Origin of the sequence: Streptomyces zingiberis (assembly GCF_012034935.1) — a bacterium.
Lineage (GTDB): Bacteria > Actinomycetota > Actinomycetes > Streptomycetales > Streptomycetaceae > Streptomyces > Streptomyces zingiberis.
This window is the reverse complement of sequence record NZ_JAATEN010000017.1, coordinates 106,829-126,459: the sequence shown is the minus strand read 5'-3', so window position 1 is coordinate 126,459 and position 19,631 is coordinate 106,829. Positions and strand designations below refer to the sequence as shown.

12 protein-coding genes are annotated in these 19,631 nt (G+C 74.5%); 9 read left to right on the top strand and 3 right to left on the bottom strand.

The genetic code is table 11. The features are described from left to right. Positions 1–149: 149 nt before the first annotated feature. The gene (locus HCK00_RS20130; protein ID WP_240965747.1) at positions 150–1,277 is read left to right on the top strand and encodes a serine hydrolase domain-containing protein; all 1,128 of its coding nucleotides are present in this window, start codon (positions 150–152) and stop codon (positions 1,275–1,277) included. Positions 1,278–1,345: 68 nt separating this feature from the next. Here the strand turns inward: HCK00_RS20130 and HCK00_RS20125 are convergent, their stop codons facing one another. From HCK00_RS20125 to HCK00_RS20115, 3 genes are all read right to left on the bottom strand, one after another. Then, positions 1,346–2,374, bottom strand: coding sequence for a coiled-coil domain-containing protein (locus HCK00_RS20125; RefSeq protein WP_168103407.1), 1,029 nt, complete (start codon positions 2,372–2,374; stop codon positions 1,346–1,348). A gap of 267 nt (positions 2,375–2,641) precedes the next feature. Beyond that, complete coding sequence (locus HCK00_RS20120; protein ID WP_168103406.1) at positions 2,642–4,822, bottom strand: SUKH-4 family immunity protein; 2,181 nt, start codon at positions 4,820–4,822, stop codon at positions 2,642–2,644. A gap of 7 nt (positions 4,823–4,829) precedes the next feature. Further along, positions 4,830–5,837: an SMI1/KNR4 family protein gene (locus HCK00_RS20115; RefSeq protein ID WP_168103405.1), complete on the bottom strand. Its 1,008-nt coding sequence runs from the start codon at positions 5,835–5,837 to the stop codon at positions 4,830–4,832. Between the two features lie 1,517 nt (positions 5,838–7,354). On the opposite strand from HCK00_RS20115, the gene HCK00_RS20110 reads away from it, so the two are divergent. The 8 genes from HCK00_RS20110 to HCK00_RS20075 all read left to right on the top strand — a co-directional run bounded on the left by HCK00_RS20110 (position 7,355) and on the right by HCK00_RS20075 (position 19,626). Then, on the top strand, positions 7,355–8,140 hold the full coding sequence (locus HCK00_RS20110) for a bestrophin-like domain (protein ID WP_168103404.1): 786 nt from the start codon (positions 7,355–7,357) through the stop codon (positions 8,138–8,140). Between the two features lie 158 nt (positions 8,141–8,298). Then, positions 8,299–10,929 (top strand): terpene synthase family protein, encoded by a 2,631-nt coding sequence (locus HCK00_RS27810; protein ID WP_311765402.1) that lies wholly within the window; start codon positions 8,299–8,301, stop codon positions 10,927–10,929. Positions 10,930–11,208: 279 nt separating this feature from the next. Then, positions 11,209–12,621 (top strand): family 2B encapsulin nanocompartment shell protein, encoded by a 1,413-nt coding sequence (locus HCK00_RS20100; protein ID WP_168103403.1) that lies wholly within the window; start codon positions 11,209–11,211, stop codon positions 12,619–12,621. A gap of 543 nt (positions 12,622–13,164) precedes the next feature. After that, complete coding sequence (locus HCK00_RS20095; RefSeq protein ID WP_168103402.1) at positions 13,165–13,692, top strand: YwqJ-related putative deaminase; 528 nt, start codon at positions 13,165–13,167, stop codon at positions 13,690–13,692. 1 nt (position 13,693) lies between these two features. Continuing rightward, a complete protein-coding gene (locus HCK00_RS20090; protein WP_168103401.1) occupies positions 13,694–14,221 on the top strand; it encodes an SUKH-3 domain-containing protein in 528 nt (175 codons plus the stop codon). 381 nt (positions 14,222–14,602) lie between these two features. Beyond that, entirely contained in the window at positions 14,603–15,502 is a 900-nt protein-coding gene (locus tag HCK00_RS20085; RefSeq protein WP_168103400.1) for an AraC family transcriptional regulator, read from the top strand. Between the two features lie 750 nt (positions 15,503–16,252). Next, complete coding sequence (locus tag HCK00_RS20080; RefSeq protein WP_168103399.1) at positions 16,253–17,065, top strand: ABC transporter ATP-binding protein; 813 nt, start codon at positions 16,253–16,255, stop codon at positions 17,063–17,065. After that, on the top strand, positions 17,062–19,626 hold the full coding sequence (locus HCK00_RS20075; RefSeq protein WP_168103398.1) for an ABC transporter permease: 2,565 nt from the start codon (positions 17,062–17,064) through the stop codon (positions 19,624–19,626). Before HCK00_RS20080 ends, HCK00_RS20075 begins: the two co-directional genes overlap by 4 nt. Positions 19,627–19,631: the final 5 nt, after the last annotated feature.

Genomic DNA, 19,631 nt, shown 5'->3' with positions numbered 1-19,631 from the left:
GGCGAGCGAGGTCGGGAGTACTGTCCATCCGGTTGGCCCCCGATGACAACCGGCGGATGCCCGGATGGCCGGTGGCACCTGCGGCTTCCTAGCCTCGCATGGTGTTCTTTCACCGTTTATGCTCCAGAGCCGCTGTTCTCGCGCTGGCCATGGCGATGCTGCAGTCCACCGTGGCCTCGGCCGGTACGCAGTCCGCCTCCATCACCCGGTCCGTACAGCAGGATGCCGACGCACTGCGCGATACAGGAGTCACCGGAGTCTCGGTCCGCCTGGAAACCCCGCAAGGGACCGTCACCGCCCGCTCAGGGGTCGGCGACCTCATCACCCGCCGCCCTGTTCCTCGGAACGGCTACCTGCGTCTGGGAAGCATCACCAAGACGTACGTCGCCGGCGTCATGCTGCAGCTGGTGGACGAGCAGCGCATCCGCCTTGACCAGACAGTGGAGCAGCTCCTGCCCGGAGTCGTGACCGGTGCAGGCAACGACGGCTGGACTGTCACGGTCCGTGATCTGCTGCAACACACCAGCGGTCTGCAGGATTACCTGCCCGGGGTGATGCCCGACCAGACCGCCGATACGTACTACACCCACCGATGGCGCACATATCGGCCCGAGCAGCTGGTCGCCCTGGCCATGCGCCATGCGCCGGTATTTCCCGCGGGCACCGACTGGGAGTACTCCAACACCAACTACGTGCTCGCCGGAATGATCATCAAAAAGGTCACCGGCCGTTCCTGGGAGGAGCAGGTACATGCCCGCATCCTGCGTCCCCTCGGACTGCACCGTACGGAGACGCCCGGCACCTGGCCCTTCCTCCGTTCCCCGCATGCGTCCAACCATCAGCAGTTCACCGTCGACGCTCCCCTGCTCGACACCACGCTTCCCTATCTGCCGATGGACAGCGGGGCAGACGGGTCGATGACCGGGACAGCTCGCGAGCTCAACCTTTTCTTCACCGCCCTCGTGAAGGGACGGCTGCTGTCGCCCACCACGCTCGCAGCCATGCGCACGACCGTCGCTGTGCCCCAGGACTCCGGCTTCCCCGTCGGCACCCGGAACGGCCTGGGTCTGTTCTCCACTCCGTTGTCCTGCGGAGGCAGCTACCTCGGGCACGGCGGAAGCGGTATCGGCTACCTCATCATGACTGCCACCACGGCCGATGGGCGGCGCACCATCACCGTCTCAGCACACAGCCGTCCCGCCGACCAGCTGACAGCGGAGCGCCAGGAAGCCGCCCTGCGTACTCTCATCGACCGCGCCCTCTGCCACAACGCTTGAAAGGCACCAGCGCGCCCGGACCTGTGCCTCGCACGAGACGACTCCTTGGTGCCTACCTGTCCGGCCGGTCACGGTGAGCGTTCCGTGCGGGGGGCGGGCGGGGTGCCCGTGCCGTTCGCGTGGTTCCTGCCGCCGTCGTGCTCCGCGGCGGCCTCCCGGCCGGGGGCCGTGTCCCGGCCCGCTTCCCGTTCCGTGTCCCCGCCGGTGTCCCGGCGGCCGCCGCGGCCGGTGATGGTGGACAGGCTGGTGCGGATGTGTTCCATCTGGGCGCGGAGGGCGTCCCGCCGGGCGGAGTGGTCGCGCAGGGTGCGTTCGGTCTCCCGTTCGATGCGCTGACGCCGGGCCTTGGCCTGGGCGATGATCTCGGACGCGCGGGCGTCCGCGTCGTCCCGCTCCCGGCGGGCGGTGTCCTCGGCCTCGGCGTGGGAGTCACGGGCGTCACCGAGCACGGACTCGGCGCGTTCGGTCAGCTCCCGGACGCGCTGATCCGTGGCGGCCTCGGCGGCGGAGAGTTCCCGCTCCGCCTCCGTCCGGCGGGTACTGTTCTGCTGCTTCTGCTCCGCGAGGGTCGCGGTGGTCCGCTCACGCGCCTCGTGCAGCGCGGCCCCGGCCCGGGCGCGCTCCTCGTCGGCGGCCGCGCGGGCGGCGGTGAGGATGCGCTCCGCGCTCTCGTGCGCGGCGGCCAGGGCCTCCTCCAGCCGCCGGTCGGCCTCCTCGCGCACGGCGCCGGCGTCGGAGGCGGCGGCGTCCCCGGCGGCGCGGGCCGTGGCGGCGGCCTCCTCGCGGACCGACCGTGCGTCGGCCTCGGCCCGGTCGCGGAGTTCGGCGGCCTCCTCCGCCACGGAGGACAGCAGCTCTCCGGCACGGGCGCCGAGGGACTCGAACGTCTGTGGGGGGAGGTTCTCGGCCCGCTCCCGCAGCTCGGCGAGTTCACCCTCCAGCTCCCGGACGCGGGCGGTGAGTTCCTCGGCGCGCTCCAGCGCCCCGTCCCGGGTGGTCACGAGGCCGGTGACGGCACCGTCGACCTGCTCGGGGCGGTAACCGCGCCAGGGGGTACGCACCCTGGCGAACCCGTGAGGTGGCACAGACGAACTCATCCGTTCGAGCCCTTTCGTCCCGAGGGGAGATCCGCTTCGGCGCCCATCTTCCCGGCGCCACTCGACCGCTCCTGACGCGACACTCCGCCCCTCCCGTCCCCGCTGTTCCAGCATGCGTCATCCCGCCCGGACCGGGAACGGCCCGAGTGGGCGCACGGCGGGCGGACAGGGGCAATCCCCTGGTGAGGAGGGCGCCGGGGCCGGGCGGTCACGCTCACCCCCGCCGGAACCGCCGGAGGTGCCCGCACCCGCCCGGGCCGCCGCGGCTCAGAGCAAGCCGTCCCACATCTGTTCGAGCAGCACCGACCACCAGGTCTCCGGGGTCGCCAGCGCCGCCGGGTCCAGGGCGACGAGCTGCGCCTGGAAGTCGACCGTCCAGCGTCCGGCCTGCTCCGGCGTCAGCCCGTACCGCAGCCGCCACATCCGGCCGAGCATGGCCAGGCAGCGCACGAACTCCGGCAGCCCGGTGCTGACGAACTGCGGCGGCACCGGCTGCCCGCCCGGCCCGCCCTCCAGCGGCACGGCGACGATGTTGGCCGTGCCGTACTGCACGCAGAGCTGGCGGCCGAAGTCGCTGCCCACCACGAGATACGAACCGGCGTCCGACGCGGGCGCCACGCCGCGCTCGGCGGCCAGCTCGGCCAGCGTCGGCACCGGGCGGCCCGGCTGGGCCTGCGCCCAGAAGAACGGGCCGAAGTCCACCGGCAGCCCGGCGACGACCAGGGTGTGCCCCACCACGGGCGGCACGCCCTGCCGGGAGACCGCGTGCTGGTCGAAGCGGAACAGCCCCTGCGGGCCGAACGCCTGCGCCAGTTCGTGCGCCAGTCCCTCGGGTGGCACCGGCGGGACGGGCGGCACCTGGCCCGGATGCGGCAGCGGCACCCGGTTCGGGGCGGGCCGCGCCGGGCCGTCGGCGACCTGGTGCAACTCGCCCTGGTGCTCGATGAGATGGCGGACGCCCTGCTGCCGGGTGGCGTGATCGCGGCCGTAGGGGGCGGTGTGGCTGATCCGCACCTGGGGGAACGTCTCGCGGATCATGCGCGCGCAGTAACCGCCCGGCAGATCGCAGGACTCCAGTTCGGTGTGGAGCTCCAGCACCTGCTGCGGCGGGACGTTCCGGGAGCGCAGTTCGTGCAGGATCTGCCACTCCGGGTGCGGCGTGCCGTAGGCGGAGCGGCGGATGATCTGCTGCTCCGATCCGTCCTGCGCGCGGTAGCGGAGGACGGCCATGTAACCGGGGCCGACCATCGGGGCCCCGGCCGGCGCCTGCGGATAGCCGTACGCGCCACCGGCCCCCGGCGGCGTGGCCGGCCGCGCGCCGGGCGGTGTTCCCGGCGCGGGTGGCGGTGGTCCGGGGGGTGGCGGGGTGGCGCCGCCGGGTGTTCCGGGCGGTCCGGGGGGCGGGGGGACGGACGGGCCGCCGGGGTTGGGCCCGGCGAGCATCGTGGCCGCGTGGTGGTGGTCCCCGCCGGCGGCGCCGGGCGGGGGAGGGGGCGGGGCCCCGGGCGCCCTGCCGCCGGGCGGCGTGGCCGGGCCGGACTGCGGGCCGAATCCGCCGCTGGAGCCGGGCGCGGCGGCGGGCCCCTCGCCGGCCGGGGTCACGGGCGGCGGGCCGGCGGGCGGCGGGACCGGTGGCGGGGTCGCGCCACCGGGGCGCGCCTCGTCCCCGTTCCCGGTCCGCGGTCCGGCCGGCGCGGCGGGGGACTCCGCGCCCGGGCCGGTCAGCGGCGGTGCAAAGACCGTCTCGGGCAGCTCGACGGAGGCGTCGTCGGGACCGGCCGTGGTGTCCGTCCCCGCCCAGGGGGTGCCGGTGGCGGGCGCGGTGTGCGCGGTGGGCGCGGGCGCCCCGTGGACGGCGGCGCCCTCGGCGGGCCCGGGCTCCGGGGGCGTTGTGCCCGCGGCGGACCCTTCGGCCGGTGGCCACGCGGTCCCCGCGGCGGGCGCCCCGCCCTGCGACGAGGGGGCCGGAGGAGCCTGCGGGGCCTGCGGGGCCGGCTGGGCCTGCGGGGCCGGGGAGGCCCCCGGGCCGCTCGCCGCCGGGGAGTCCGGCGCGGGGTCCCGCCGCCGGTCCGGGATACCGAGCTGGTCCGCCGCGTCCTGCAGCCACTGGGGTGGGGTCAGCAGGAAACTCGTCGCCTCCAGGTCCACCCGCCGGGGACGCTGCTCCGCCGGGGGCGCGTCCTGCGGCGTGGCGCCGTAGCGCTCCTCGTAGTGACGGATGACGGTGCCCACGGGGAGCGCCGGCCACAGCGTGGTGTCACCGCTGTCCCGGGCGATCACCATGCGGGCGCCGCCGCCGTCCGACCGGGGGCCGTCCTCGCGGTCCTCGGCCCAGACGACAAAGCCGAGGTCGAACTCCCGTACGTGCACGGCGCGGTGCTGGTAGCCGGGGAGATCCCCGTTGATCCACTCTTCCGCGCGCTCCTGCGCCTGCGCGAAGGTCACCACCGCGCGCTCACCCCTCCACCGGGACGGCGTACGCGAAGCCGCCGTCCACCATCAGGTTGGCCACCGTCTCCAGCTCCGGCGGATTGCCCGCCAGCCGCGCCAGGAAGGCGTCGAAGTCGTCACCGCAGGGGAACAGGAGCTGGTCGACCCGCTCCTGGAGGCTCAGTCCGTCCCGGTCCCGCGCGTCGTCGTAGGCGCAGAACCAGACCGAGCCGAGGGCCTGGCCCCTCACCTTGACCGCGAGGATGCCGCCCTGCACGAACGCGACGCCCAGATAGTCCTTGGTGAGATGGTCGCGCAGGCACTTGTTGACGTAGACGAGGTCGTTGACGGCGGGTTCGCCGCGCACCGTGAAGAACGGCTGGTCGACGAGGAGCCCCAGCTCGGCGTCGAGCGCGGTGCCGACCGGCGCGCAGCCACCCGCCGCCTTCAGGAACGAGCGGTAGGCGCCGGGCAGCCGGTAACCGAGGTCCTCCTCGACGTCCTGCACCTGGCTCTCGGTGACACAGAGCCCGCTCGCGGGCAGCCGGAGATGGGCGGGCCGGGTCTCCTGGAGCGGGCGCGTGCCGCGCTTCCGCTGGTCGACGGCGGCGGTGGCCAGCCCGCCGTGGTGCCGGAGCAGCGCCTTGACCTCGGTGGGGACCAGCTCCATCCGGCGGCTGTCCGGTACGTGGTGCCAGGTCCAGCCGTGCGGGGTGGCGACCGGGGGCAGGCTGCTCCACAGCTCGTGGCCCGCCGCGTGCAGCGCGGCGTTGGCGGAGACGTGGTCGGTGAGCCGGAGTTCGTCGACGCCGAAGCCCTCCGGCGGGTCCGCGATCTCGGCGGCGGCGCGGGCGTAAGGGGAGAAGTCCGGACGGCCCTGCTCGTCCACCCGGACGCCCCCGGGGTGGCGCGCGGCCCGGACCGGGTCCGGGAAGTGCACGACCTGCGCCGCGTAGGCGCTGTTCGGCGGTGCGGGGTGTCCCCCCGTCCGGGGGCTGGGCGGCGCCCCCAGCCCGGGCCGGCCTGTCGTCATGGCGGTTGCCCCCTGCTGCGTCCGGTGTTGCGCACAGCCTATGCGGTGCCGGGGGCGCGGATGTCGCCCCCCGCGCGGTCCGCGGTGGTGTGCGCGGGAGGTCACGCCCCATGTCCCCGGTGCCGGCTCCGGGTTGCGCGCCCATGGGCGCGACGGCCGGGGCGCGGGCGGCGTGCGCGCGGGAGGGACGCGGCGGCACGCCGCCCACCCGGAGCCCGCGGACCGTTGCGCCCCATGCCGTCCCGGTTGGTTCGCGTTTTCCCAACTGCCGTGAACCACAAGGGATTTCGGACATCCGGGCGGATGCTGCCCCATCCGGGGGAAGTACCGTCCGGCGCCGGTTGCGCGGGCCGGTGGACGCACACCCTTGGAGGCATGGGGGAATCGAGAAGAATTCCGGGCGGCGGACGCTGGGCCCGCCTCTGCTGCGCCGCGGCCCTGACGCTGGGGCCGGCGGTGTTCACGGGCGGTGCGGCCCACGCGAACGCGGTGGAGCCGGCCGGCCCGGTGGGCGCGGGGACGGCCTGGGCCGGGGGTGCGGGCGGGCCCGCGGTGTCCGCCCCGCCGCCCATGGCTGTCCCGTCCGCCATGTCTGTTCCGTCCGCGGTGTCCGCCCCACCCGCCCCGTCCGCCGTCTCCGTCACGGCACTGCCGGCCGGGCCCGTCCCGTCCGTCACGCCGTCACCGGCCGGGCCGGCCGCGGCCGGTACCGGCGGTACGGGCGGCGCCGTCTCTGACGCGCGGATCACGCGGGCGGGTGGCGCGCCCGGCCTGGTGGCGGTGGAGCTCATCCTCTGCCCGGTGCTCCGGGCCGGGGTGGCGGTGCGACCGGTACCGCCCCGGCTGGAGGTGACCCTCGGGCTCGGCTGCGGACGGCCGCCCGAGCCACCGCCCTGCCCGTCCCCCCCCCCCCCGCCCGCCCCGGCCCCGCCCGCCCCCACGCCTCCGCCGCCTCCCACCCCGCCTCCGCCGCCCACCGAGCCGCCGCCTTCCGAACAGCCGTCCGGGCCGCCGTCGGAACCTCCGCCAGATCCGCCGGAGCCGCCCGCCGAACCACCCCCTCCCGGCCCGCCCTCGTCGGGGCCACCGGCGCCCGGGGCACCGGCCCCCGCTCCGCCCCGGCCCGCCCCGGTGCCGGTCACCCCGCCGTCCCCGGCTCCCGTCGCCCCCGTCGCGCCCGGCGCCGTCCCGCCGCCCGCGTCCGCGGCGCCACCCGCGCCGGACCCCGAACCGCCGTCCCCGCCCGCGGCGGAGCCCGCCGGGCCGTACGCGGCTCCTCCGCGGGAGGCGGCCGCCGGCGGCCCTCCGCTGACCCGGCTCGTCCTGGTGATCATCACCCCGGCGGTGCTGGCCGCCGCCGCCCTGCGCCCGCGTTCCGGCTCGTCCCGGGGCGGCGGACGTTCCCGCTGACCGACGGCCCACCCGGTGGGCGTGACGCGTCACGGGGCCCGGCCGTGCGCCGGGCCCCCTCTTTCCGACCCCCGGCGGGCGACCGCCCGCCCGACCCTGGAGGTGCCATGTCCAGATGGCTGGTCCTGACGATCGTGATGGCCTCGGTCTGTCTCGTCGTCCTCGGCGTCGTGGTGCTGCGGCACCGCCGGGGCCGGGATCACGCGGGCGCGACGGAGACCCCCGATGTCATCGAGTACATGACCATGATGATCGGGGTGGTCTACGCGATCGTCCTGGGACTCGCCATCGCCGGCGGCTGGGAGGCGCGCGGCACCGCGCAGGACGTCGTGCGGACCGAGGCCCAGGCGCTGCACGAGGTCACCGAGCGGGCCCAGGCCTGGTCCCCGGCCGTCCGGGACCGCGTCCGCGACCGTGTCGGCACCTACGTCCGCCACGTGGCGCGCGAGGAGTGGCCCGCCATGTCGGAGCAGGGCCGGATGTCGCCGGAGGCCGAGGAGCTGTTCCGGCAGTTACGCGCGTACGTCGCCCGTCTCGAACCACGGGACGCGCGGGAGGTCCGGTCCCACCAGCCGATGGTGGACCAGCTCGCGGTGGCCGACGCCGCCCGCAACGCCCGGGCCGAGATGGCCGGCGGGGAGCTCCCGGCCGTGGTCTGGTTCGGCCTGATCGCCGGGGCGCTGGTGACCATCGGCATGATCTTCACGCTGCGGATCGGCACCTCGCCGCCGGAGCTGCTGCTCGCCGGGTTGTTCAGCGCCCTGATCGCTTTTCTGCTCTTCCTCATCTGGGAGTTCGACGCGACCTTCAGCCGGGACGCCGAGGAGGCACTCGAGCCCTTCCTCGACCTCTTCCCGGCGGCGGCCCCCGCCCTCGGCCCCGGCACCCCCTGACCTCGCGCCACGAGGCCGCCCCGGCACGCCCCGCGCACCGGACCGGCGGGCCCACGTCCGCGCCGCCGCCCACACCGAACCCCTGAGTCCCGAACCCGGAACCCCGCACCCCGCACCCCGAGCAGTGAACCCCTCGCAGGAGAACGGAGAATCCGACGGTGTCACAGCCCTTCCGGCTGCCGCAGTTCTACGAGCCGTACCCGGCGCGGCTCAACCCCCATCTGGAGACCGCGCGGGAGGAATCCCGCGCCTGGGCCCGGGCCATGGGCATGCTCGACGGCTCAGGCGTCTGGGACGAGCGGGACCACGACGCCCACGACTACGCCCTGCTCTGCGCCCACACCCACCCCGACACCCCGGCCGCGAAGCTCTCCCTCGTCACCGAGTGGTACGTGTGGGTCTTCTTCTTCGACGACGACTTCCTCCTGCGGTTCAAGCACGGCCAGGACATCGAGGGCGCCCGCGCCTACCTCGACCGGCTGCCCGCCTTCATGCCGGTGGAGCCGGGGCCGCCGGGTGCCACGGGCCCCGGGGAGCCGCCCCCGCGTCCGGAGAACCCGGTCGAGCGCGGTCTGGCCGACCTGTGGGCGCGGACCGTGCCGGCCATGTCGCCCGCCTGGCGCCGCCGTTTCGCGACGAGCACCCGCCACCTCCTCGACGAGTCGCTGTGGGAGCTGCGCAACATCGCCGACGGCCGGATCGCCAACCCGCTGGAGTACGTCGAGATGCGCCGCAAGGTGGGTGGCGCGCCCTGGTCCGCCGGGCTCGTGGAGTACGCCACGGGCGCGGAGGTGCCCGAACCGGTGGCCCACACCCGCCCGCTGCGTGTCCTGCGGGACACCTTCGCCGACGCGGTGCACCTGCGGAACGATCTCTTCTCCTACCAGCGGGAGGTCGAGCAGGAGGGCGAACTCTCCAACGGGGTGCTCGTCTTCGAGCACTTCCTCGGCTGTGCCACGCAGCAGGCCGCCGACGCCGTGAACGACCTGCTCACCTCGCGGCTCCAGCAGTTCGAGCACACCGTGCTGACGGAGCTCGGCCCGCTGTTCGTGGAACACGCCCTGCCGCCGCCCGCCTGCGCCGCCGTCCTCGCCTACGCCAAGGGGCTCCAGGACTGGCAGTCCGGCGGCCACGCCTGGCACATGCGCTCCAGCCGCTACATGAACGGGGCCACCGAACGAGCCGAACGAGCCGAGGGGCCCGAGGCGGCCGAGGCGGCCGAGGGGGCCGAGGGCGCCCCGCACCCGGGCGGCGCGGACGGCCCCGCGGCCGTGCCCGCCGTCCCGCCCGCCGTGCCGTACGGCCCGGCCGGCCCGGGGACCTCCGCGGCGAGCCTGGTGACCGCGCTGTCCTCGGTGGCCGCCACCCTCCCGCGGCGGCTGCGCAGCCACAGCCACCCCCCGTTCCGGCGGGTGGGGCCGGTGGACCTGCCCGAGCTGTACATGCCGTTCACCACCGGTCTCAGCCCGCATCTGGACCGGGCCCGGGAGAACGTCGTCGGCTGGGCCCGCACGGTGGGGATGCTGGAACCGGTCCCCGGCCTGCCCGGACCGGCGATCTGGGACGAACACAAGCTGCGCGCCTTCGACTTCGCGCTCTGCTCCGCGGGCATCCACCCGGACGCCTCCCCGCGCGAACTCGACCTGACCACGGGCTGGCTCACCTGGGGCACCTACGGCGACGACTACTACCCGGTCGTGTTCGGCCGCCGCGCGGACCTCGCCGGCGCCAAGGTCTGCACGGAGCGGCTGGGCGCGTTCATGCCGCTCTCCGACCACGAGCCGGTACCGGTGGCGATGAACGCGCTGGAGCGGGGCCTGGCGGACCTGTGGTGCCGCACCACCGGCCCGATGACGGCCGGGGCCCGCAGCGCGTTCCGCAGCACCGTCGAGGAGATGACGGGCAGCTGGCTGTGGGAGCTGGGCAACACGGCGGAGAACCGTGTCCCCGACCCGGTGGACTACATCGAGATGCGGCGCAAGACCTTCGGCGCCGAGTTCACCATGAGCCTCTCCCGCCTCTCCCACGGGCGCACCGTTCCTGAGGAGGTCCACCACAACCGCCCGGTGCGGGCGATGGAGAACGCCGCCGCCGACTACGCCTGCCTCCTCAACGACCTGTTCTCCTTCCGCAAGGAGATCGAGTTCGAGGGGGAGGTCCACAACGCGGTCCTCGTCGTCCAGGACTTCTTCGGCTGCGGCAGCGACGACGCCCTGCGCCTGGTCGCCGATCTGATGACGGCCCGGATGCGCGAGTTCGAGTACGTCGTCGCCACCGAGCTGCCGGAGCTGTTCGAACGGTCGCGTCTCGACGAGGAGGTGCGGGAGACGCTGCGCGGCCGGGCGCGGGAGCTGGAGCAGTGGCTCGCCGGCATCCTCCGCTGGCACCGCGGCTGCCACCGCTACGAGGAGGCCGAGCTGCGGCGCCCCGTGGCCGCGGCCGGGCCGGGCACCGGCGCCCTCCCGTATGGGCCCACCGGGCTGGGGACGGCGGCGGCGCGCGTCCCGGAACTGCTCGCCCGGCCGCGTGCGGAGGCGCCGGCCGCCGCCGGGGCTCCCGTCACCGCCGGAGTCCCGGTGGGCCGGGGAGCCGCGGTCACTTCGCCGGTTCCGGCGCCCCCGGCGGCACCCCTGCCGTTCCGGTCAGGCTCTCCGGACCCGCGGCACCCCGCGCCGGACGGGGCCGGACCGGACGGGGGCGCACGGGAGTTCCAGGCGCCCGGCGTGCCCGTTCTGCCGCTCACGCGGCGGGCGGACCGGCCGGACGCGCCGCCCTTGCCCGCCCGGTGAGGAACTCAACCCCACTCGTTCGAGTAATGGCCGGGCGGTGCCACCACCTGCCAGTCTTTTCATGACAAGCCTGATTAACGGCTTTTCAGACGCATTGACGGTATGAGCCGCATGGCCCATGGGGGCCGTGCGGCCCCCATGGCCTGTACCGGCCGCATCAGCCACACCGGTCGCACCAGCTGTACAGGCCGGATGGGCCGGATGGGCCGTATGGGCTGGTGCGGGCCATACAGGCCCTATGGGTCATGTACGTCACAGAAAACGAGGGAGACGCCACACATGTCGGTCGAAGCGGGTACGGAGAACCTCACGGACCAGGGAGGCGGCCGCCAGAGCCTGGCGCCGTCCGCCGCGCGGAACCTGGCGACCACCACCAAGTCGGAACCGCAGATGCAGGGGATCAGTTCCCGCTGGCTGCTGCGGACCCTGCCCTGGGTGGACGTGCAGGGCGGTGCCTACCGGGTCAACCGCCGGCTGAGCTACGCGCTCGGTGACGGTCGGGTGACCTTCGTCAAGACCGGTGACCGCGTCGACGTGGTCCCCGCCGAGCTGGCCGAACTCCCCGCCCTGCGCGGCTACGGGGACGAGGAGGTCCTCGCCGAGCTGGCCCGGCGCTGCCGGCAGCGGGAGTACGAGCCGGGTGAGGTCCTCACCTCCTTCGGCGCCGAGGCGGACGAGGTGTTCCTGCTGGCGCACGGCAAGGTGGAGAAGGTCGGCCCGGGACCCTACGGGGAGGACGCCGTCCTGGGCGTGCTGGCGGACGGGGCGTACTTCGGGCACGAGGCCCTCGGCGCCGAGGAGGCCATCCGGGAGTGCACGGCCCGCGCGCTGACGCACTGCACCGTCCTGGTCCTCTCCCGGGACGACATCCGGACCCTGGCCGAGCGCTCCGACTCGCTGCGGGAACAGCTGGCGCGGGTCCCCACCGGGAGCGAGCGGCCCACCAACCGGAGCGGCGAGGCCGACATCGACCTGGTGGCCGGGCACGACGGGGAACCGGTGCTGCCGCGCACGTTCGTGGACTACGAGGGCGCCCCGCGCGAGTACGAGCTGAGCGTGGCCCAGACCGTGCTGCGGATCCACAGCCGGGTGGCCGACCTCTTCAACAAGCCGATGAACCAGACCGAGCAGCAACTGCGGCTGACCGTTGAGGCGCTGAAGGAGCGCCAGGAGCACGAGCTGATCAACAACCGGGAGTTCGGCCTGCTCCACAACTGCGAGTACGACCAGCGGATCCAGCCGCACCACGGGGTGCCCGGCCCCGACGACCTGGACGAACTCCTCAGCCGGCGGCGCGGCTCCCGGCTGTTCCTCGCGCACCCCAAGGCGATCGCCGCCTTCGGCCGCGAGTGCAACCGGCGGGGTCTCTACCCGGAGCCGGTGGAGGTGGAGGGGCACCGGGTGCCCGCCTGGCGCGGCATCCCGATCTTCCCCTGCAACAAGATCCCGGTCTCCTCCACCCGTACCAGCTCGATCATCTGCATGCGCACGGGCGAGGCGGACTCGGGGGTGGTCGGGCTCCGGCAGAGCGGCATCCCGGACGAGATCGAGCCGAGCCTGTCCGTCCGCTTCATGGGCATCAGCGAGCAGGCGATCATCTCCTACCTGGTCAGCGTCTACTACTCGGCGGCCGTCCTGGTGCCCGACGCCCTCGGCGTCCTGGAGAACGTGGAGCTCGGCCACTGGGGCTGAGCCGGGGCCGATCGCGACCGGGCGGGGCAGGAGCGTGCGGCCCTGCCCCGCCCGGTCGTTCCGGCCCGGCGCGGCCGTGGGCCGTCCGGGAGGGCGGGCCGTGGGCCGTCCGGGAGGGGTGCGGTCCAGGAGGGGCCCGCCGGCGGCGCCGCCCGTACCCGCCCCGGGCCCTGCCGGCCAGCAGTAGGCCGATTGGGCGAATTCCGCCGCTGTTCCGACGGGCGGAACCAGGCGACGGAGCGTGAAGCGAGGGCCCCGGCGAGGGGCCGGTGTGACGTATCCCACTCGACCGGTGGGCCGGAGACCGGTGCGAAGTGCCACCCCTTTCCGTACTCCTGTTCGCCGGCCGTCCGCCCTTCCGTTCCACGGCCGCTTCGGATCACCCTTTCGGGGGTCCGCCGTCCTTGCGTGACGAGTTGTCACGCGGCGGTGACCTGCGGTGGGGCGACGCGCGGAGGGCGTCCGCGGGACTTTCCGGTTTCCCCGGGCGTTTGGCAGGCTGTCCCCGCAACGAGGGGGATTGCACAGGAGGGGACCCACCGCATGAGCGCCACCCAGGACCTTCCGGCAAGACTGCCGGGCGACCCGCGCCTGAGCTGGCGGAGCACCGGCGGCGTCGGCCGCCCGCCCCTGCTCCGCCACCGCCGGGACGGCATCCTCCCCGCGGTCGCCGCGGCGCTGTCGGTGCGCGGGCAGACCCTCACGGCCACGGCCGGGCGCGGTGATCTCCCGCCCGTCCTCCACCCCCTGGTGCGGGACTTCCTCGACCGGCTCGGCACCGCCGAGCGTGAACGATTCACCGGGCGCTGCGCGGAGGCGCTGCTGCTCTCCCGCCATCTCACCGCCGTCGAGGCCGCCCGGAGCAAGCGCGCCGCCCGCCGCCCCCTCACCCACGGCGAGGCCCGGAAGGCGCTGAAGCAGGCGAAGCTGACGGCCCGGCACATCCGCGAGGCCGGTGACCCCTGGCACGGCCGCTACGCGGCTCCGTGCCGCTCCTGCCGGCTCCTCCTGGACCACTTCGGCGTACGCGCGGTCGATCCGGCGGCGGCGTCCGCCGGGGACGGGAGCTGAGGTGCGCGCGTTCGACCGTACGGCCTCCGACCGGTTCCCCGTCGCCGTCGAGGCGGCGCTGCGGGAGTCCGGCTGGCACCCGGGCCGGTGGGACATCAGGCAGGCCGAGGTGTGGGCCGACGGGCTCCGTGCCCATGAGTCGCCCGGCGGCCACCGCCACCGGGTGTTCCCGGCGGCCGTCGAGGTGTGGGCGGAGTTCGGCGGGCTGCGGATCGCCGGTCCCGGCCCCGGGCGGCAGCTCGCGCCCACCCCGTTCCTCGTCGACCCGCTGTGCGGCCTCCATCTGGCCCGTACCCTCTCCGACCTCGGGCGGGCGCTGGGCACGGAGATCTGCCCGCTGGGCGAGGAGTCGCCGGAGCCAGGGGCGGACGCGCCGGGCGGCGGCCGGGTGGTGGCCGTCGACCCCGAGGGCCGGGTCTACGGGCTGGACCACACCGGTGACTGGTTCCTGGGGCACAGCATCGACGCCGCTCTCGTCACCCTGGTCACCGGCGGTCTGCCGGAGCGGCTGACGATCGACGCCGGCTGAGGGCTCCACCCGCGTGAGGCGGCGGGGCGCCCGTGGGCCGTCCCGGCCGCCTCCCCGGCGGAGGCCACCCCGCCGGGCGCCGCGGTCCCCGTGTCCCCGCCGGTCACCACCCCTGAGATCCTTCCTGATCGCCGCCGGGGCCCCCGCGCCGGTGGGGAGCGACGGTTCCGGGCGGATACGCGCACTGTGCGACCCACGTTTCCGGGAGGACCGGCCCCACCGCCCGGGCGGCGCTCCCCCGACTCCTGCCCGAGGGGCACGCGCCCCCGGGCCGGGTCCTGATCCGGCCCGGGCCTGCCCGATCCGATCGGGCACAGGAAGTCGGGTGCGGTGGGGTGGCCGCTTCCTAGCGTGGGACGGGTCAGAAGGAAGGGGACCGGGGTGCTGGAGCGGCTCAACCAGGTCATGGAGCACATCGAGGGCCACCTCGACCGGGAGATCGAACCGGCGGAGCTGGCGCGGATCGCCGCGACGTCCGAGTACCACCTGCGGCGGCTGTTCTCCGCGCTCGCCGGGGTGGGCCTGTCCGAGTACATCCGGCGCCGGCGGCTGACCGTCGCGGGCGCCGACGTGCTCGCGGGGAGAGGGACGCTGCTGGAGATCGCGGTGCGCCACGGCTACGGCTCGGGGGAGGCGTTCGCACGGGCGTTCCGCGCCGTCCACGGTGTCGGCCCGGGGGAGGCGCGGCGCGGTGGTGCCGTGCTCAGCTCGCAGCCCCGGATGTCCTTCCGGCTCATCGTGGAAGGGAGTAGCAGCATGCGGTACCGGATCGTGGAGAAGGACGGGTTCGCCGTCGTGGGGAAGAAGGTGCGGGTTCCCCTGGTGCACGAGGGGATGAACCCGGAGATCGCCGGGTTCATCCGGTCCATCCCGCCGGAGACGCTGCGGCGGCTGGAGGAGCTGTCGGACCAGGAGCCCGGCGGGATCGTCGGGGTCAGCGACCGGCTGCCCGCGGCGCCCGAGGACCGCACGGAGGGGACCGGACTCGACTACTACCACGCGGTGGTGACCGCCGCCGGGGCGCCAGAGGGCCTGGACGCGCTCGACGTCCCGGCCGGGGCCTGGGCCGTCTTCGAAAGCTCCGGCGAGTTCCCGCGCACGCTCCAGTACCTGTGGCGGGACGTGTTCACCCAGTGGTTCCCGTCCAACCCGTACCGGAGCCGGCCCGGGCCGGAGATCCTGCGCACCCGGCTGTCGGCGGACGGGACCACGGCGGACGCCGAGCTGTGGATCCCCGTGGAGCCGGAGCGGGACGGCGAAGGCGCGCGGAACGCCGGCTGAGCCGGGGAGAGGGGCGGGGCGGCCGTCCCCTGTCTTCCCGGCGGACTCCGCCGGGAAGACGCAACCCGCCCGGTCCCAGCGGCCGCGGTCCGCGGTCCGCGGCCGCTGGGACCGGTGGGGCCGGTGGGGCCGTCCCCGGCCGGCGCGGCCCCGCGCCCTCCGGGTGGCGTCCGCTCCCGGGGATATCCGTGTACTACGCATCCTTTTCGCCCGCCTGATCGGCCGGTGCCGTCGTTCACCCTGGTGGGACCGGGCGCGCCGCAGGGCGGAGCGGAAGTGGAAGGGGGCCTCCCGGCAGTTGCCCTCCTCCGCCGGGTGGAGACCCTTAGGGGGAGTGCCGTACCCCCGGTACCAGCGGTTTCGTACTGCCGGAGGACGAGTCACGGCCCGGCCGCTCCGTAAGCTGAGGCACACGGCGCGGGGGGAGGCCCTGATCGTGGGGGTGGGGCCTTCCCCACCGCGCACACGGCGCCCTGCCCCCTCGTGAGCCGCCGCCCCAATCGGCAGGCTGGGGCAGGGCGCCGGCGAGACACCGGCCGGCCGGAGCGGCACCCGCCGCTTCCGGCACGGCCGGCGCGTCCGCTCCCACACCGCTCACCGCCGTGACACGCACGCTCTCGCGTCCACGGCACGCACGGCTCCCTCCGCACAGGGGCCACGAACCGTGCCGAACGCATGGACGGCGCCGGCACCCCAGACACCACCGATGGCGCGCACGCAACGCGCGTCACACACGAACGAGGAGTAACCGTGACAACGGCTGTATCGAATCCCAGGACCGGGGGCAGCGGAGGACATACGGCCGTGGCCGCGAGTGCCCGCAAGGTCGTGAAGGCGTACGGCGCGGGGGAGACCCGCGTCATGGCGCTCGACGAGGTGGACGTGGACATCGAGCGCGGCCGCTTCACCGCGATCATGGGCCCGTCCGGCTCCGGCAAGTCGACCCTGATGCACTGCCTCGCCGGCCTGGACACCGTCACCTCCGGAGAGATCCGCCTCGGCGACACGGAGATCACCGGGCTCAAGGACAAGAAGCTCACCCAGCTCCGGCGGGACCGGGTCGGCTTCATCTTCCAGGCGTTCAACCTGCTGCCCACCCTCAACGCCCTGGAGAACATCACGCTGCCCATGGACATCGCCGGCCGCAAGCCGGACCAGCCCTGGCTGGACCGGGTCGTGGACACCGTCGGCCTGCGGGACCGGCTGCGTCACCGGCCCACCGAGCTCTCCGGCGGCCAGCAGCAGCGCGTCGCCGTGGCCCGCGCGCTGGCCGCCCGGCCGGAGATCATCTTCGGGGACGAGCCGACCGGCAACCTCGACTCCCGGGCCGGCGCCGAGGTGCTGGGCTTCCTCCGCCGCTCGGTGGACGAGCTGGGGCAGACCATCGTGATGGTGACCCACGACCCGGTGGCCGCCGCCTACGCGGACCGCGTGCTCTACCTCGCCGACGGCCGGATCGTCGACGACATGCGGGACCCGACCGCCGAGCGCGTGCTGGAGCGGATGCTCAGCCTGTCCGGGGACGGCACCGCGGCGCACACCGCCCCCGGGGGCCTGCGATGACTGTGGTCAGAACCTCCCTGCGCAACTTCGTCGCGCACAAGGGGCGCATGGTGCTCTCCGCCATCGCCGTCATGCTGTCGGTGGCCTTCGTCTCGGGCACCCTGGTCTTCACCGACACGATGAACACCACCTTCGACAAGCTCTTCGCGTCCACCTCCTCGGACGTCACCGTCACGGCGGAGCGGAACGAGGACGCCCAGCAGACCGGGAAGCCGGCCTCCATCCCGGCGGACACGGCGCAGCGGCTGGAGAAGCTCGACGGTGTGGCGAGCGCGCAGTCGGACGTCTACGACGAGCGGATCACCCTCGTCGACGACAGGAACGAGAACCTGTCGCCGACCACCGGCGCCCCCACCATCGCGGGCGACTGGGGGCCGGAGGAGAAGAAGTCGATGAAGCTGATCTCGGGCAAGGCCCCCCGCGGGCCGACCGAGGTCGTCGTCGACGCCGACACCGCCGACAAGCACGGGCTGGCCGCCGGGGACGCCGTCAAGGTCATCTCCTTCACCGGCACCACCGAGGCCCGGATCAGCGGCATCGCGAAGTTCACCGCCACCAACCCCGGTGCCGCGCTGGTCTTCTTCGACCGCCCCACCGCCCAGAAGAAGCTGCTCGGCTCCACCGACCAGGTCACCGCCGTCATGCTCACCGCCGCGGAGGGCACCAGCGACGCGCAGCTCAAGAAGGCCGTCGCCGCGGAACTCGGCGGTGGCTACCAGGTGCGGACCGCCAAGGAGGCCGCCGACAGCGCGGCGGACGAGGTGGGCGAGTTCCTGGACTTCATGCGGTACGCGCTCCTCGGCTTCGCGGGGATCTCCGTCCTGGTCGGCATCTTCCTGATCGTCAACACCTTCTCCATGCTCGTCGCCCAGCGGACCCGGGAACTCGGCCTGATGCGCGCCATCGGCGCGGGCCGCGGGCAGGTCAACCGCTCGGTGCTCATCGAGGCGCTGCTGCTGGGCGTGGTCGGCTCCGTGCTCGGCATCGCCGCCGGCGTGGGGATCGCCGTCGGCCTGATGCAGCTCATGGGCACGGTGGGGATGAACCTCGACACCTCGGATCTGACGATCAAGGCGAGCACGCCGCTGGTCGGTCTCCTCCTCGGCATCGTCGTCACCGTCCTCGCCGCCTACCTCCCGGCGCGCCGGGCGGGCAAGGTCTCCCCGATGGCCGCGCTGCGCGACGCCGGCACCCCGGCCGACGGGCGGACCGGCACCGTGCGCACCGTGTTCGGCCTGCTGCTGACCGCCGCCGGCGCGGCGGGCCTGTGGCTCGCCACCCGCGCGGAGACGGCCGGGGACGGGTCCGGGCTCCTCGCCCTGGGCATCGTGTTCAGCCTGATCGGGTTCGTGGTGATCGGCCCGCTGCTCGCCGGGCTCGTGGTCCGCGCGATCAGCGCCGTCGTGCTGCGGTTCTTCGGCCCGGTGGGCCGGATGGCGGAGCGGAACGCGCTGCGCAACCCGCGCCGTACCGGGGCGACGGCCGCGGCGCTGATGATCGGCCTGGCGCTGGTCGCGGCGCTGTCGGTGGTCGGCTCCTCCATGGTGGCCTCCGCCAACGACCAGCTCGACAAGACGGTCGGCGCGGACTTCATCATCGCCTCCGACGTGGGCCAGCCGCTGACCCCGGCGGTGGCGAAGGCCGTCCACGCGGCGCCGCACCTGGCTCATGTCACCGACTACAAGAACGTCAACGCGGAGCTGACCGCCCCGGACGGCAAGAAGGAGAAGACCCGGCTCGCCGCCGCCGATCCGACCTACGCGCAGGATCTGCGGACCGAGACGGACGCCGGGGAACTCTCCGCCGCCTACGGCCGCGACGCCATGTCCGTGCCGGCCGCCTACGCGAAGAAGCACGGCATCGAGGTCGGGGACCGGGTGGCCGTCGCCTTCACCGGCGGGAAGACCGCGCGGCTCACGGTGGCCGCGATCACCACCGACGGCACCTCGCTCGACCAGGGCGCCATGTACCTCGCCATCGCGACGGTGGAGCGCTACCTGCCCGCGGACGAGATGCCGGCGAACGTCCTGATGTTCGCCCAGGCCGAGGAGGGCAAGGCCGAACAGGCGTACGCAGCGCTCAAGGAGCGGATGAAGGATTACCCGCAGTACCAGATCCGTGACCAGGCCGACTACAAGCAGACGCTCCAGGACCAGATCGGCCAGCTCCTCAACATGGTCTACGGGCTGCTGGCGCTGGCGATCATCGTGGCCGTCCTCGGCGTGGTGAACACCCTCGCCCTGTCGGTCGTCGAGCGGACCCGGGAGATCGGCCTGCTGCGGGCCATCGGCCTCTCCCGGCGCCAGCTGCGCCGGATGATCCGGCTGGAGTCGGTGGTCATCGCCCTCTTCGGCGCGGGCCTCGGCCTGGGGCTCGGCATGGCCTGGGGTGCGGCGTCCCAGCAGCTCCTGGCGCTGGAGGGGCTGGGCGTGCTGGACATCCCCTGGCCGACGATCATCACCGTCTTCCTCGGCTCCGCGCTGGTGGGGCTGGTCGCGGCGCTGGTCCCGGCGTTCCGGGCCGGGCGGATGAACGTCCTGGGCGCCATCGCGACGGAGTAGCGGGA

Excerpts from the sequence above, each read along its gene's own strand:
- HCK00_RS20130 (WP_240965747.1), top strand. The coding sequence starts at position 150 with ATGGCGATGCTGCAGTCCACCGTGGCCTCGGCCGGTACGCAGTCCGCC.
- HCK00_RS20125 (WP_168103407.1), bottom strand. The coding sequence starts at position 2,374 with ATGAGTTCGTCTGTGCCACCTCACGGGTTCGCCAGGGTGCGTACCCCC.
- HCK00_RS20115 (WP_168103405.1), bottom strand. The coding sequence starts at position 5,837 with ATGACGACAGGCCGGCCCGGGCTGGGGGCGCCGCCCAGCCCCCGGACG.
- HCK00_RS20110 (WP_168103404.1), top strand. The coding sequence starts at position 7,355 with ATGTCCAGATGGCTGGTCCTGACGATCGTGATGGCCTCGGTCTGTCTC.
- HCK00_RS20100 (WP_168103403.1), top strand. The coding sequence starts at position 11,209 with ATGTCGGTCGAAGCGGGTACGGAGAACCTCACGGACCAGGGAGGCGGC.
- HCK00_RS20095 (WP_168103402.1), top strand. The coding sequence starts at position 13,165 with ATGAGCGCCACCCAGGACCTTCCGGCAAGACTGCCGGGCGACCCGCGC.
- HCK00_RS20075 (WP_168103398.1), top strand. The coding sequence starts at position 17,062 with ATGACTGTGGTCAGAACCTCCCTGCGCAACTTCGTCGCGCACAAGGGG.